This window comes from Micromonospora sp. Llam0, from assembly GCF_003751085.1.
Lineage (GTDB): Bacteria > Actinomycetota > Actinomycetes > Mycobacteriales > Micromonosporaceae > Micromonospora_E.
In genome coordinates, this window is sequence record NZ_RJJY01000001.1 from 4544560 (window position 1) to 4559849 (window position 15290).

Annotated in this window: 13 protein-coding genes; 4 read left to right on the top strand and 9 right to left on the bottom strand. The window is 69.3% G+C overall.

Annotated features, from left to right (window positions below; all coding sequences use genetic code 11):
* Nucleotides 1-154 precede the first annotated feature (154 nt).
* The 3 genes from EDC02_RS19825 to EDC02_RS19835 are packed head-to-tail and all read left to right on the top strand — an operon-like array spanning nt 155 to nt 3687.
* Entirely contained in the window at nt 155-1192 is a 1038-nt protein-coding gene (locus tag EDC02_RS19825; RefSeq protein ID WP_199757921.1) for a hypothetical protein, read from the top strand.
* 6 nt (nt 1193-1198) lie between these two features.
* Nucleotides 1199-3112, top strand: a complete 1914-nt coding sequence (locus tag EDC02_RS19830) for a hypothetical protein (protein WP_123603251.1) — start codon at nt 1199-1201, stop codon at nt 3110-3112.
* Nucleotides 3113-3144: 32 nt separating this feature from the next.
* Nucleotides 3145-3687: a hypothetical protein gene (locus EDC02_RS19835; RefSeq protein ID WP_123603252.1), complete on the top strand. Its 543-nt coding sequence runs from the start codon at nt 3145-3147 to the stop codon at nt 3685-3687.
* 63 nt (nt 3688-3750) lie between these two features.
* Here EDC02_RS19835 and EDC02_RS19840 read toward each other — a convergent pair whose 3' ends face one another.
* The 9 genes from EDC02_RS19840 to EDC02_RS19880 form a co-directional block, all read right to left on the bottom strand.
* Nucleotides 3751-4974 (bottom strand): MFS transporter, encoded by a 1224-nt coding sequence (locus EDC02_RS19840; protein WP_123603253.1) that lies wholly within the window; start codon nt 4972-4974, stop codon nt 3751-3753.
* 94 nt (nt 4975-5068) lie between these two features.
* Nucleotides 5069-5758, bottom strand: a complete 690-nt coding sequence (locus EDC02_RS19845) for a GntR family transcriptional regulator (RefSeq protein ID WP_123603254.1) — start codon at nt 5756-5758, stop codon at nt 5069-5071.
* 116 nt (nt 5759-5874) lie between these two features.
* Nucleotides 5875-7206, bottom strand: coding sequence for an MFS transporter (locus tag EDC02_RS19850; protein WP_123603255.1), 1332 nt, complete (start codon nt 7204-7206; stop codon nt 5875-5877).
* Nucleotides 7207-7210: 4 nt separating this feature from the next.
* The gene (locus tag EDC02_RS19855) at nt 7211-8401 is read right to left on the bottom strand and encodes a Xaa-Pro peptidase family protein (protein ID WP_123603256.1); all 1191 of its coding nucleotides are present in this window, start codon (nt 8399-8401) and stop codon (nt 7211-7213) included.
* 93 nt (nt 8402-8494) lie between these two features.
* The gene (locus EDC02_RS19860; RefSeq protein WP_123603257.1) at nt 8495-10264 is read right to left on the bottom strand and encodes an iron ABC transporter permease; all 1770 of its coding nucleotides are present in this window, start codon (nt 10262-10264) and stop codon (nt 8495-8497) included.
* Between the two features lie 5 nt (nt 10265-10269).
* Nucleotides 10270-11391 (bottom strand): ABC transporter substrate-binding protein, encoded by a 1122-nt coding sequence (locus EDC02_RS19865; protein ID WP_123603258.1) that lies wholly within the window; start codon nt 11389-11391, stop codon nt 10270-10272.
* The gene (locus EDC02_RS19870; RefSeq protein ID WP_123603259.1) at nt 11388-12119 is read right to left on the bottom strand and encodes a cysteine hydrolase family protein; all 732 of its coding nucleotides are present in this window, start codon (nt 12117-12119) and stop codon (nt 11388-11390) included. The genes EDC02_RS19865 and EDC02_RS19870 overlap by 4 nt, the downstream gene beginning before the upstream one ends.
* Nucleotides 12120-12162: 43 nt before the next feature.
* The gene (locus tag EDC02_RS19875; RefSeq protein ID WP_123603260.1) at nt 12163-12924 is read right to left on the bottom strand and encodes an isochorismatase family cysteine hydrolase; all 762 of its coding nucleotides are present in this window, start codon (nt 12922-12924) and stop codon (nt 12163-12165) included.
* A 49-nt stretch (nt 12925-12973) separates the two neighbouring features.
* Complete coding sequence (locus tag EDC02_RS19880; RefSeq protein ID WP_148083526.1) at nt 12974-14317, bottom strand: ABC transporter ATP-binding protein; 1344 nt, start codon at nt 14315-14317, stop codon at nt 12974-12976.
* A gap of 120 nt (nt 14318-14437) precedes the next feature.
* Here EDC02_RS19880 and EDC02_RS19885 point away from each other — a divergent pair, with 120 nt between their 5' ends.
* On the top strand, nt 14438-15268 hold the full coding sequence (locus EDC02_RS19885; protein ID WP_123603262.1) for a siderophore-interacting protein: 831 nt from the start codon (nt 14438-14440) through the stop codon (nt 15266-15268).
* Nucleotides 15269-15290 lie beyond the last annotated feature (22 nt).

A 15290-nucleotide genomic window follows, 5' to 3' on the forward strand; every position in this document is an offset into this window, starting at 1 on the left:
GGGTAATTGCCCGTTATGTAGGCCATTACCACGTCTCGCGCCGACGTGCGCCAACCGGTATCCCCACGTGCCGCGCCCGGCTACGCTCGGTTCGGGGACAACACTGGGGGAGTGTGGTGGACCGCGCGTCTGCCGGAACCGACAGGGAGGGCTTGTGCCGGACGATGACCTGCCGTACGAGGGCTGGGGGAACCCGTACGAGAACGCGACGGGCGAGAACCTGAGGTTCGACTGGAGCGACGGCCAGGCCGACATCGACGTTGACCTCGACGGCATGGCCGAGTACGCGCAGCACGTGGTCGACATTCAGAAACTCCTCCTGGACAACATGGGCAGCCTCTCGCTGCTCGCCTCGCTGCCGGGCAAGGCGTGGGAGGGCGCCGTCCTGCCCGAGGGCGCCTACACCATGACGAGGATGCTCAACAACTACAACGAGCTGCAGGTCTACCTTGGCCACCTGTCCACGGCGCTGATGAACGTCGGGTCAGCCGCGCAGACCGTCGTCGACTCCTACGGCGGCACCGACGGCTGGTCCGCCACTGACCTCAACGCGATCGAATTCGCATTCGGTGTCCCGGGTGCCGAGCGGCCGTCCGGCCTGCCCCCGATGATCGAGGGCACGACGTATTGGGACGCCTACTTCGACAGCCTGGACAACGGCGACACCGCCGCACCGCCGGCCGCGAGCCCGTTGTGGACGGATGCCGGCCAGCGCACGAACCCGGACGGCAGCATTACCCGGATGGCTACCGGCCCCAACGGCCAGCGGATGGAGATCCGGACGTACAACGTTCCGGACAGCTCGCAGACGGTCACCACGACGACGATCTACGCGGCGAACGGCACCCAGCTCAGCTCCAGCAGCACGACCACGTCGACGTACCTGGACGGCAACACTGTCGTGAAGCGGACCACGAACCCGGACGGCAGCACCACCGAGGAGCGCACCACGTACGACAGCGGGGACGTGTACTCCCACAGCACGGTCAACCAGGACGCCGAGGGCATCACCACGAGTTCGACCGAGACGGTGACCAACCCCGACGGCTCGCAGACCACGACCAGGGAGGACGCCGAAGGCGAGGAAAGCCACGTCGTCACGATCGGCGAGCAGACCGAGGGTGGCAGTGGCACACCCGACGACCCGGCGATCGAGGCGATCGACCGCATCCAGAGCGGCGAGGGATGGTAGGCGGCCATGGCTGAATACTGGGGCGCGCAGGCGTACTACTTCTCCGGTCCGAACGGCGAAGGCACGCACTACGTGAGGCCCGAGCCGACAGAGGTCGACTTCACCATGCCGGCGAGCGAGGACAATCAGGAGATTATCGACGTCATCCGCCAGCAAATCATGGGCCAGCACCCAGAGGATATCGCCGCGTTGGCCGATCAATGGATGAACGCGTACAGCCTGATGTCCCGCGTCAAAGAGTTGCTCCTCGAGCAGAGCAACCTGCTCTACCAGGAGAGGTGGACGAACGGCGAGGCGCGCGACGCGTTCATGAAGCGGGGCCCGGGTGAGACCCTCGCCTATCTCGACGAGTGGATGGACAGCGCGCTGAACAACGTCACGGCGCTGCGCTCGCTCGTCCACATCGCACGTGAGTCCCGCGAAGAGATGGAAGATCTCTGGCAGGAGTACGAGGGCGCGATCAGGGAAGCGGCGCAGCTCGACTGGGGCACGCGTTTCGAGGTGGCGTGGCAGGTCTGGCGCTGGGACGTGGATGCCGCGCGCAGGGAAGAGAAAATCGAGGACGTCAACAACAAGAAGAAGGAGTACAACCAGAGGGCGCAGGCGCTCGCCTGGAAGTACGCCGAGCAGTACTGGGACGTGCAGAACAAGATCGGCGGCGGTCACGGCCCGCTGTTCACCCCCATGGACGCGGTGATGAACCCGCCGCATCCGCCGTTCCCCTCGCTCCCCGGCGGCCCGCCCCCGGTCGCGCCACCGGCGATCGCGCCGCCCGCGGTCCCGCTGGCCACCCCACCGCCCGCGGTGCCGGGCACCACCCCGGCCGCTCCCCCTGCGCCTCCGCTGAGGCAGAGGATCCTGAACCTCACGCAGAACCCGCCCGCGCCGCCCGCGGGCCTGGGCACGCGGATCCAACCCACGCCAAGCGCCGTACCCGATCCTGGCCTGCCACCCGGCGTGCCGGGCGGCCTCCCGGCGATGAACCCCGCCACCGTGCCCGGCTTCGTTCCTCCACCGGTGCCCGGCACCAACCAGGGCCTGCCCACGCCACCCGCGACGAGCCCCAGGACCGTACCGAGCGCGCTCAACAAGCCGCTGAGGCAGCCGTCCCTCCCGCCGTCCCCGGGCACGGGCGGGCTCAAAAAGGGCGTCCTGCAAGGAAAGACCGGCGCACCGGGCCTGCCGCCGGGGATGACCCAGCCACCCGGTCGTACGGTCGGCCGCAAGCCGCCGGGCGCGGGTACCGGCCAGGAGGACCGCACAGTGGTCCCCGGCCCGACTGAGACCGAGGACGCGTTCTCCCGGCCACCGGGCAGCAATGCGCCGCCGGTGCTGAACAATCAGCGCCCCAACCAGCGCCGGCCCGGCAGCCGGGAGGAGCTGATGCCACCGGCCAGGGCCGGGGGCCCGCAGGAGCCTGGTACGCCGCTGCACCCCGGAGCCACCCCACCGGTACTCAACCGCCCCGGCACCACCCCGCCGCAGCAAAGGCCGACCGGGCCTGGACGGCCGGAGCGGGGAAGATCCGGTGCCACCCGGTCGCAGCAGCCGCCGCCCGGCTCGGAGTGGCTGGGCGTGCGGACCGCGCGCGACGACGCCGGCCCGCCGGTCCTCGGCGCCCCCACCCCGCCGGCTCGCGGCGCGGGCATGTCCCGGCTCGAAGAGGTGCCCACCCAGTTGCGTGGGCGAAACACGGAGGCGGCGGCGCGCCAGGCGCCCGGCGCGGTGTCGCCAGAACTGGCGGCGCGGCGTGCCGTGTCCCAAACCGGTGTCCCGGGCGCTGGCGCGGCCGAAGACGGCCAGCAGATTGTCACCGACGAGGAGGCGTTCAGCGTCGAGACGCCCGGCGGCGGCGTGGTCAAGCAGCAGCAGAACACCGGCTACCGCGCCGAACCGCCCACCGTCCTGGGCGGCAACTAGGCTGAGTTGGTCACCGGAGATGGGAATCGGCCATGAAGATAAAGCCGAGCGCGAACTTCTACGTCCGGGTGCGTCGGCGCGAATGGGAGGAAGAGCCGCCGGCGTCTCCGGTATACAACGGCATGTTCACGGTCACCCTCAACTTCACGGTGCCCGTGGCATTCGTACCCGAGATCGCATCGGCTCCGCCGTGGACCGACGCGTCGCTCCCGCCGGACCTGGTCGAGCCGGCCACGGCCGAGCAGGCCCGGCTGATCGAGGCGCTGACCGCTGACTATGTGGTGACGCCCAACGGCGCGTTGGCCGGCACCGAGGAGCCCTTTCTGCGCCCAACGGACGACGGCGGACCTGACCTGCCCACCGTGGTCTTCTATGTCACCGGGGCGGAGTTCGCCCGCTACGCCGACGACCTCGATCAGCTCAGCGAGGTCGCCGGCGATCTGCACTCCTTCGCCCGAATAGCCGACCTGCGCGAGCACGAGGTCATCGCATTCATCGAGCGCCGGATCGTCCCGTCCCCGATGCTGCTGCCGATCCATTTGCAGACCCTCTACCCGTCGGACGGCCGGTCCTGAAGATCGAGCCGAGCGCGTACGCGCTCGCGGTAACCGGTCGGTTCCGAAAGACCCCGGCCTCGGTCAAGCCTTGGCGGTGAAGATGTTGCGGGAGGCGGCCAGCCCGAGCAGGGTCGCGCCGAAGACGACCACGCCGACTGTGCTGACGCCGCCGACGGCCACCAGCGCGCCGACGGCGATCGGACCGGTGGTCTGACCGACGCTGCGGGAGAGGGCGTCAGTGGCGGCGGCGGTCGCCCGCAGCTCCGGGTTCCAGTTGACACTGATCGCCATGGACAGCGGCATGAGCGCGCCCAGGCAGGTGCCGAGCAGGACCAGGGTCAGCGCGACAGCCGCCACGTCCAGCCCGGCGAACGCGACCGCCGCGTACGCGGCCGCTGCGAGCGGGATGACCAGGTAGAGCCGGGTGAACAACTGTTCACGGCTGATCCGTTTCAGCGACATCCGGTTGATGAAGCTGCCGGTGAAGACCCCGCAGGGGATGAGGATCGACACGCCGATCCGTTCCAGTGTGCTCAGGTCGGGGAGCCGGTCGAGGAGCACGCTGATGCCGAAGTGGCTGCCCTGCATGATCAGGCCGATGCCGATGCTGGACAGGATCAGCCAGCGGCGGCGCCGTTCGCCCAGCATCCGTCGGATCGCCTGCAGGGTCAGCTGGATACGTTGTCCGAACGGGACGTCGGCCGGATGGCTGGCGGGCGGGCGTTCCCGGCCCAGTCTGGCGACGAGTACGACGGTCAGCAGGACGGTCGCGTAGCCGGCGCCGACCGCGAACACGATGACCGGCTGGCGCAGCGACGCGGCGAGCGCGCCCAGCGCGAGCGCCGAGGCGGCGCCCATGCTGACGAACGTCTGCAGCATCGAGTAGCCCCGGTCGCGGGCCTTCGGGTCGCCCTGGGTCAGGTCGGCCACCAGCGCCTGACCGCAGAGCGCCACGGCGCCGCTGGCGAAGCCGGTGAGCAGCCGTCCGACGGTGAGTACGGCGTAGCTCTGGTATAGGCACAGCAGGATCGACACGACGGCGTTGACCAGCATCCCGGGCAGCAGGATCCGGCGGACCGGGACAAGGTCGAGCAGCGGCCCGGTGAGCACACCGGCGGCCGCCGTGGCCACGCTGTGCGCGCCGATGGTGATGCCGATCTGGGCCGGACTCAGGTCGAGACTGCGGCCCAGGCCGACCGAGATCGGGATGTACGCCAGCTGGGTGAGCGGGTTGAAGAACACCAGCAGCGGGGGTACGGCGGCGGCCAACGGGGTCCGGGCCGGGCGGCGGTCACCGCCGCTCACGGCCGGCCTCCGCCGAGGTACGGCCGGGCCGGCCGGGGCATCCGCACCAGCCGTGGCGTCCGCGCGAGCAGGGGCCGCCGGGACGGCCGGGGCGTCAGTCGGTCGGTTGGCGCTCCAGCAGGGCCGCCATCTCGTCGAAGGCAGGAGACGAGTGGGTACGGAAGATTGCCTCTGCCGCGTCGAGGTCCCGGTCGCGGCAGGCTTTCAGGAAGCGCCGGTGCTCGTCGAGCCCGTCGAGTCGCCGCTCCTTGGACCGGGTGAACGCCACCGAGAGCATGCCGGGGGTGGCCGACCGCAGCGACAGCAGCATCTGGGTGAGACGTGGCGACCGTGCCGCGTTGTACAGGAAGACGTGGAACGTCCGGTTCAGCTCGACGTACTTGCCGAGGTCCGGGTCGCGTTCCATCTCCTCCTGCATCCGTTCGGCCTCGGCGAGCTCCGCCTCGGTGATCCGTTCGGCGCACAGTCGGGCCGCCAGCGCTTCGAGGGTTTCCCGCAGTTGCCGGATGTCGCGCAGCTCGTCCGCGTCGATGGCGGTGACCGTGGCCACCTTCCGGGCGTGCACCTTGATCAGGCCCTCGGCGGCCAGGTCGCGCATCGCCTCGCGTACCGGTGTGGGGCTGACCCCCAGCAGCTGCGCGATCTCGGTCTGGACGATCCGTGACCCGGCCTTGAGCGTTCCGTCGACGATCGCCGAGCGCATCCAGTCCCGGACGCGTTCGTGGACGGTCCCGGAGATACCGGCGAAGGACGTCGCCTCGTGGATGTCGGACACCACTGCCATGCCCTCGATTCTCCTCACCCCGCGGTACACCCCCCGGCGTACCGTCCGATGGCTCGATTCTACAGAGTCGAGTCGTCAGACAATCGCGGTTGCGGGGTCTGGTGCGTTGCGCCACGTCAGGTCCCGTCCTCTCGGCGTTCGGCACCGGCTGCGGCACTCGCATCGGCGACGGTCTCGGCATCGGCGAGCGTCCACCGGCGCAGCGCGGTCAGCCGCCAGCCGAGGATGCCCATCACCGCCGCACAGGCCAGCCCGCCGGAGACCATCGCGAACGCCGGACTGCTGAAACTCGCCGTCGCCCCGGCCCGCGCGTCGCCCAGCAGCGGCCCCCCGGTGACCACCCCGATGTGCACGGCGGATAGCCGCCCCCGGAGGTGGTCCGGGACGCTGAGCTGCAGCACCGTCTGGCGGAACACCGCCGAGACCACGTCGGCGGCACCGGCCACCATCAGCAGGGCGATGGTCAGCGGCAGCCAGTGCGACAGCCCGAAACCGGCGATCGCCAGGCCCCAGACGATGATCGAGATGATCACGGCACGTCCGTGGCGGGTCACCGACCCCACCCAGCCGGAGGTGAGGGCCCCGATGAGTGCGCCGGCGCCCGGGGCCGCGTGCAGCAGGCCGACGGTCACCGCGTCGCCGCCGAGCTGGCCGAGAGCGATCGCCGGGAACAACGCACGGGGCATGCCGAAGAACATCGCGTTCACGTCGGCGAGGAAGCACCCCATCACCGCCGGCTTGCTCCGCAGGTAGGTGAGGCCCTCGATCACCGACTTGAGCCCCGGCTTGGTCACCTGGTGAGCGGGCGGCATCGGCCGCATCCGGGTGAGCACCGTGATGGACACCAGGAACGTGACGACGTTCAGCGCGTACGTGGTCGACAGGCCGAGCGCCGCGATGACCACGCCGGCGACGGCCGGGCCGACGATCGCGCCCACCTGGGTGAGCGTCTGGTTCAACGCGAACGCGGACGGGAGGATCTGCCGACGGACCAGGCCGGCGACCGCCGCGCTGCGCGCCGGGCTCTCCAGCGCCGAGAGTCCGGCCGTGACCGCCACCAGCACGAAGATGGCCCAGATCGGCGGGCTGTCGAGCAGCGCGAGCAGCGCCAGGCCGCCGACGACGACGGCGAGCAGGCCCTCGGTGACCACCAGCAGCTTGCGTCGGTCGACGGCGTCCGCCACCGAGCCGCCGAACAGTGAGCAGACCATCAGCGGGATGAGCTGCGCCAGGCTCGCCAGGCCGACCATCAACGTCGAGTCGGTCAGCACGTAGACCTGGTACGGCACGGCGACCCTGGTCATCTGGGTACCCAGGATGGCGACGGCGTGGCCGGTCCAGAGCCGCCGGAAGTCCGGTGACTCGCGCAGCGGGGTGACGTCGATGACCAGGCGTCGACGGACGGCCCCGCTGCGCTGCGTGCGTCCCTGGTTGTCGGTGGCGGTCACGCGGTCAGCCGCACCGGAAGAACTCGCGCGGCACCGAGTGCAGCGACTCGAGACCGGACGCGGTGACGGCGAACATCTCGCCGTACTGGACGCCGGCGAGGCCGTCGGGTGTCACCACGTTCGGTTGCACCACCAGGCACATGCCTTCCCGGTACACGAAGCCCTCCGGTTCACCGCGGTAGGTCTGGCGGGTGCGGACGATGGCCGGCAGCTGTGCGCAGCCGTGCACCAGGTCGTCGTAGATGGTGTAGCCGTGTCGCTGGGCGACCTCCGCCGCGTCGAGAATGTCGGACACCGTCGCGCCCGGCTTGATCACCGAGCTGACGGCGTCGAACACCTCGAGCGCGACGTCGTGCAGCCGGGCGTAGAGCGGGGTCGGGTCCGCGCCGATGGTGTAGCTGCGCAGCACCTGGGCGGAGTAGCCGGCGTAGTTGGTGCTGAGCTCCGCGACGAGCGCGTCACCGACCTGGAGCCGGCGGTCGGACTGGTGCTGGCACGGTACGCCGCCACGCGGGTCGGCCATCTGGGTGGCCACCATGAAGTGGATGCCGTTGATCCCGCCGTCGGCCAGGTAACTGTCCTCGATGATCCGGGCCAGCTCGTACTCGGTCACGCCGGGCCGGGCCTGCTCGGCGATCGCCATCGCCGACGCGTCGCACATCCGCGCCGAGACGGTCAGCCGCTGCATCTCCTCGGCGCTCTTGATCTGACGCTGATCGGCCAGCTGCCCGCCGAACTCCACCCACTCGACCCAGGGGAAGGCCGCGGTGAGCCGGGCGTACTCGCGCCAGGTGACGGTCCCGGCCAGGCCGACGCGGCCGGTCGAGACGCCGCGTTCCCGCAGGCATTCGATGAGGGTGGGGGTGGTGTCGACCGAGCCGGTCGGGGCCGAGCCGCCGAAGCGTACGTCCGGGAACCGGGACATCCGCCGGGCCAGCGGCAGATGGTTCGACAACTGGATCAGCATCGTCGGGTCGCCGTGCCGGGGGAACAGGACCCAGGCCTCCCGCGTCGACCACCAGTCGCTGAGGTACAGCACGTTCGGGTCACGCCCGCCCCGGCCGCAGACCACGACGAGTCGCAGGTCGAGGGCGTCCATCCGGGCGCGGATCTCGGCGTCGCGCCGGTCGAACTCGGCGGCGGAGAAGCGGGGATAGTCACGGTCGGTCAGTGGCAGCGCGGCGGTGGTGGTCATAGGTCCTCACTGGAGAGATGCGAAGGGTGGGTGCCGGCCGGCGGGATGGACGCCGGCCGGCAAGGGTGTTGGGCCCGGGGCCCGAGGGCGGCCTCAGAGGCCGCCCTCGAGTCCCATCCGGGCGTTGAGGCGGTTGTAGCCGACCAGCCCCACCAGCAGTACGGCGAAGGTGACGATGCCGAACGCCGCCACGGTGGAGAACTGTCCGTCGCCGGCCATGTCGAACATGACGACCGCGGCGGTACGGGTCTGCGGACCCGCCAGGTAGAGAGTGGTCTGCAGCTCACGGAAGCTCATCACCATCGTGATGAGCGCGCCGGCGAGCAGTGCCGGCGACAGCAGCGGTACGACGATCGTCCAGATCGCCCGCGCGAAGCTCGCCCCGGCCACCTGCGCGGCCTCCTCCAGCTCCGAACTGATCTGCAGCATGCGGGCGCTGACCAGGCGTGACACCACCGCGATGATGATCGTGATGTACGCGATCACCAGCGCCCAGTGCGTCGAGTAGATCGGCAGCGGCGTGATCAGGAAGATCCACAGGAAGCTGACGCCGACGATGACGTTCGGCAGCGCCATCGGTACCGACGTCAACAGGTAGAGCAGCCGGCCGCCGGGAACCCGCCGGGCGGAGAACCACGCCGCCAGGGTGGACAGGGTCAGCACCCCGACGCTCGCCAGCACGCCGACCAGCAGGCTGTTCACGAACCCCTGCATGATGTTGGGCGTCTGCAGGGCGGCCACGTACGACTCCAGTGACAGCGATGTCACGGCCTCCCAGCTGAACTGCCGGAAGAACGGGTTGAGCGACATCCACAGGAGCATGAACAGCGGCAGCAGGATCACCAGGGTCAGCACGGCGAAGGTGAGGATGGTCACCGGCACCCGCCACCGGCCCAGGTCCATCCGTACCGAGGAGAAGTTCTTGCCGCTGATCACGGCGTACCGCTCCCCCGCCTGGTTGAACCGGTCGTACCACCAGATCATCACCACGGCCCCGAGGAGCATGAAGACCGCGTAGGTGGAGACGAGACCGACGTTGCTCGGCGGCGTACTGGTCCGCAGGTAGATCTCCGAGGCGTAGGTGAAGATCTTCTCGTTGACCCCGAGGAACCACGGGATCTCGAACGCCTCCCAGGCCCGCATCAGGGCCATGATCGCCACGGCGGCGATGCCGGGCGCCGCCAGCGGGAGCGAGATGTCCCGTACCGCGCGCAGCTTCGAGGCTCCCGAGACCTCGGCGGCCTCCTCCAGCGAGGAGTTCATCGAGGAGAAGACGGTGACCACGAACAGGTAGACCATCGGCACCATGGTCAGGCCGTTGACCAGGATCAGACCCTGCATCGAGTAGACGTTGAACAGGGTGCCGTCGGTGCCGGTGAGGTTGCGCCAGGCCACGTTGATCGCGCCGATCTTCGGGCTGGCCAGGAACGTCCAGGCGACCGGGACGAGGATCCCCGGCACCGCCATCTGGACGATGGTGAGCACTCCGACGAGGTTGCGGAACGGTGCGTTCGTACGGGCGACGATCCAGGCCAGGAACGTGCCCAGCGCCAGCGCGACCAGCGTGGATCCGCCGGCGAACTGCACCGTGGTCCAGGTGACGTTGAGCAGCCGGCCGGAGGCGAACGCGTCGCGGAAGTTCTCCAACGTGAAGCTGAGGGAGAAGAAGTCCGCGTCGGTGGGTCGGGCGTCCTTGAAACTGGTGAACAGCAGGATGGCGATCGGCAGCGCCACCTGTGCCAGCAGAATGATCAGGACCAGGCCGTAGACCACGCTGCGGGGGGTGAAGACCCCCCGCAGCGCGGGGAAGCGGGTAACCCGACCGGTGGTGAGCCGGGCCCAGCTGTCCACGAGGGTGGTCATGTCGATCAGCCCGTCACAAAGATCGACTGGTGCTGCTCGACGCGGGTGTCGTAGTCACCGAAGTTGTCGGTGGTCTCGAAGAACAGCTCACTGTCCAGGATGCCCTCGGCCGACGAGGGGATCGGCGCCCCTTCCTTGATCGGCACCTTGACGACGACCTCACCGACCTTGTTCTGCCACTCGTCGCTCATCAGCCACTCCATGTACAGCCGGGTGGTGGCCGGGTGCGGCGCGTTCTTCAGCGGGAAGTACATGTCCGGCTGGGCGATGGTCACCGGCGTGGTGACGATCTCGATCGGTGCCCCGTCGGCGATCAGATCCCGGACCGTGCGGGTCGCGCTCTGCGGGAACGCGACGTCGAACTCGCCCGCCGACAGCTTCTCCAGACCGTCGGCGCCGGCGTAGACGACCGGCTCGTTGGCGGCGATCGCCTCCATCAGCGCCAGGCCGTCCTGCTCGCCCATTTCGGCCAGCACCCCGGCGAACCAGTCGAGCTGGTCGATGTTGACGCCGAACCGACCCTTCCACTTCGGATCGGTGAGGTCCTCGTAAGTCTTGGGTGCCTCGGCCGCGCTGACCTGGTTGGTGTTGTAGGTGATGTGGAACGTGAAGAAGTCGGCCACCGAACAGCCGCAGTCCGCATAGGCGCGGTCCGCCGGCAGGTCGGCCTCACCACGCGGGTCGTACTCCAGGCAGAGCCCTTCGTCGCGGCACAGCGTGTTGTCCTCCAGCGGACCGCCCTGCAGCACGTCCGCGCTGGGGCGCCCGGCCGCGTTCTCGGTGATGACGCGCTCGATCAGCTCGAGCGTGCCGCCGGAGGTGTACTCCAGCTCCACCCACGGGTACTTCTCGATGAACAGGTTGATCTGGTTCTCCGCAGCGGCGGCGGGAGCGCTGAAGTAGTAGCTGATTACGCCACCCTCCGCTTTCGACGCCTCCTCCAACGCCGTCAGGTACTCGGCGTACTCCTCGTCGGTCATGTCGACCGTCGAGGCCACCGCGAGCTCCTCCGGCAGCGCCGTCGTCGCGGCGTCGGCGTCGTCACCGCCGCCGCAGGCGGCCAGCGCGAACGCCGCCGCCGTCAGCGGAGCCGTGACCTTCAGCATGGTCGTTCTGTGCTGTCTCATGCCGGCACCTCCGTCGCGGCGGCGGGGGCGGGGGCGGAGTCGAGCTTGCTGGCCAGCTCCGCCAGCGACAGCACCCAGCCCTGGCAGCGTCCGAGCTGCTGCAGGCCGAGCTCCTGCAGGTCCTCGCCGAACCAGGTGGCGACGCACTCCGCGACGGTGACCACCTTGTACGCCTTGCAGCTCGCGTCGTACGCGGTCGACTGGATGTCCGCGTTGGTGTTCGCGCCGGCGAGGATCAGCGTGTCGACGCCGAGCGCCTTGGTGAGCCACTCCAGATCGGTCTGGTAGAAGGCGCTCAACGACTTCTTGGTCTTGATGATGTAGTCGCTGTCGGCGACCGAGACCGCGAAGTCCGGCTTGAACGTGCCGTCCTGCACGTCGACCGACTCGTCGGGCACCGGGCCGTACGGGCTCATCGACTCGCCGATCGCGGCCCAGGCCCGGCCGACCCGGGTGTTGGCCTGCGCCTGTGTCTCGACCGGCCGCAGCGCCGACAGGACGTGGATCACGGCGGTGCCGCTGGCCCGTGCCAGGGTGAGAAGTTCCTCGGTGTTGGCGAGCAGTTCGTCGCGTACGCCGGGCGGGAACGGCGCGGTGGGCGTGAGCCGACGCTGGGTCATCTCCACCGTCACGACCGCAGAGCGGGCCGGGACGATCGGAACGGCGTCGTTGATGACCTGAAGGAATTCCTTACGGTCGTACACGTCGACCGTGGGTCCGGTGAGCATATGTCTTCCCCTCGATTGGTGTGACGATCAGTCGGCGGGCAGGTCAGATGCCCGCCATCGCGGTGTCCGCGGCGGCGGCCTTGGCGGCGGTGAGCCGCTCGACGGCCTCAGCCGAGGACATCGCGAGCCCGATGGTGCGGGGGTAGTTCTGCAGCGCGAACTCGTGCAGGTCCTTGCCGTGCGTGGAGCCCACCGCATCGGTGACGATGATCGGCGTCCACATCCGGTTGTAGGCGTCGAACGAGAAGTTGGAGACGCAGTTGTTGGTGTTGATGCCGACGACGAAGAACGTGTCGACGCCGAGGCAGCGGATCAGATGCTCCACGTCGGTCGACAGGAAGCTGCTGGTCATCTGCCGCTTGGTGTTGATGATGTAGTCGCCCGGCTTGGGGCCGAGGACCGGCATGACGTCCCACTCGAAGTAGCCCTCGGGGGCGTCCGGGTGGTATCCGGGCCGGGGTGCCTGGCCGTACGGCGTACCGTGCCGGCCGGTGCTCTGCACGATCGCGGTGCGCGGCTGCATGCCCCGCTCGACGAGCCGTTGGTAGACCATGACGTGGATGACCGGCAGTCCGAGTTCGCGGCCGGCGTCCAGGAAGGCGGCGGCGTTCGGCAGGATTCGCTCGGCCACGTTCTGCGGGAACGACGACCAGTCCTTGTCGATCTGCCGTACGTGCATGTCGATCTGCACGACGGCGGTTTTCGCGAAGTCGATCTCCAGGGCGTCGTTCAGCTTGCTGAGCGTCGCGCTGCGGTCGATGATCTCGACGGCGTGACTTTTCGGGTGCACCTGGTTGTATGTCATGTCGTTCTCCTTGAGTCGCTGGGTCGTCGCACTGGTCTTGGTCGTCTTGTCACTGCGTGTCGTGGCCCGCCGGCGAGCGGTCCGGGTGCAGCACCACGTGGTGCGGCTCGATCCGCACGTGCACCCGGCTGCCCAGTGCCGCGCCCGCGCCGCCGGTCACCCGGGCGGTGACGAGGTGGCCGGACTCCAGTTCGACGACCAGTTCGGCGAACGGGCCGAGGAAGGATGCCGAGCGCACCGACCCGGCGATCGCCGGGACCGGGGTGTCCGAGGCTGCCTCCCGCAGTTGCAGGTGCTCCGGACGGACAGTGAGCACGACGGATTCGGAGACCCGTACGGTGTCGTGCGGGTGTCGCGCCACGTGGAGCTGGCCGATACCGGTCTGTACCAGCCAGTGGTCGTCGTCGGCGTCGACGACGGTGCCCGGCAGCGTCTCGCTTTCGCCGACGAAGTTCGCCGCGAACACATCGGCGGGGCGCGAGTACACCCGGGTCGGCGCGCCCTGGTCCTTGATCTCACCGCTCTCCAGCACCAGAATCCGGTCCGAGACCGCCATCGCCTCTTCCTGGTCGTGGGTGACGTAGAGGACGGTGATGCCGAGCCGCTGCTGCAGGTCGCGAATCTCCTGGCGAACTTCCTTACGCAGCTTTGCGTCGAGGTTCGACAGTGGTTCGTCGAAGAGGATGAGTTCGGAACGGGACACCAGTGCACGCGCCACCGCGACGCGCTGCTGCTGTCCACCGCTGAGCTTGGTTGCCGGGCGCTGCGCCGCGTGGTCGAGCCCCAGCATCTCCAGTACCTCGGTGGTCCGGGCAATGATCTCGGCCTTGCGCAGCTTGCGCCGCCGCAGCGGGTAGGCCACGTTGTCGAAGACCGACATGTGCGGCCAGATCGCGTACGACTGGAACACCATGCCGATCTGGCGCTGGGCCGGGGTGAGCCGGATCCGACGGTTGGATGAGTAGACGGGCCGCCCGCCGATGGCGATCTCGCCGGACGTCGGTGTTTCCAGTCCGGCGACCGAGCGCAGGATGGTGGTCTTGCCGCAGCCGCTCGGGCCGAGCAGCGTGACGAACTCGCCTCTGGCGATGTCGAAGCTGATCCCCCGTACGGCGTGAACATCGCCGTCGGCGGTGCGATATTGCTTGTGGAGATCGACGATCGACACCATGGGCGCAGGTTGAGGGGCACTCGGCGCCAGCACCTCGTTGTGGGTGCCAGCCGCCTCGACGAGGGCCGCACTCTGCGTAGCGGTCATCTCACTCCCTTCTCTATAGACTAGAGACGAGATTAGGTAGACCTTGTTACGACGATGTCGCCCTGGGTGTTGCGGTGCGGTTAGCAAGCCATGACGGAGCCGATACACGACGAGGTCGCCCGGGGTCGCACGCACCGGTGAAACGGCGCCACCGCACCCGGCCGCGCTCGCCGCACCAGCCTCCGTCGCCACGCAGTCCGCTGCGAAGTAGGCTCGCCTAACCTAAGAAGGAGCGGCGAAGCGGAGGAACCCGGGATGGCGACGGCACAGCGGCAGGCACCGAATCAGCACGTACTCACGGTCGAGTCCACCGAGTGGCTGACGCCGCACCTGGTACGGGTGGTCCTCGCCGGGCCGTCGCTGGCCGGATTCAACTGCGACGGCCACACCGACGCGTACGTGAAACTGCTGTTCGTCGACCCGACACTCGGGCTGGAGCCGCCCTACGACCTCGCCGCCCTGCGAACCACCCTGCCGGCCGGGCAACGGCCGGTGACCCGTACCTACACGGTCCGCTGGCTCGACCGGGCCACCCGGCGGCTGGCGATCGACTTCGTGACCCACGGCGACGCCGGGGTGGCGGCGGTGTGGGCGGCCAAGGCCACGCCGGGCGACCGGCTGGTGCTGTCGGGCCCCGGCGGCGCGTACGTGCCCGACCCGGCGGTCGGCTGGCACGTGTTCGCCGGGGACCTGTCCGCGTTGCCAGCGATCGCCGCGTCCCTGCGGGCACTGCCGGAGCACGCGCGCGGCGTCGCGCACCTCGAGATCACCGATCCGGCCGACATCATCGACCTCGAACACCCCGCCCAGGTGACGGTGAACTGGCTGGTCAACACCGACGACGGCGACACGGTGTTCCTCGCCCGCGCGATGGAGGACTGGCCCTGGCCGCCCGCCGCGGACTCCCCCGGCGCCGTTCAGGTCTTCGCGCACGGCGAGCGTGAGTCGATCAAGGCCGTCCGCAAGGTGCTTCAGGCACGGGGCATCCCCCGCGCGGCGATCTCGATATCCGGCTACTGGGCCCGCGGCCGCACCGAGGACGTGTTCCAGGCCGAGAAGCGCGAGCCGGTCGGCCGGATCGACTGACCGTCGTACCCGGCCAGGGTCA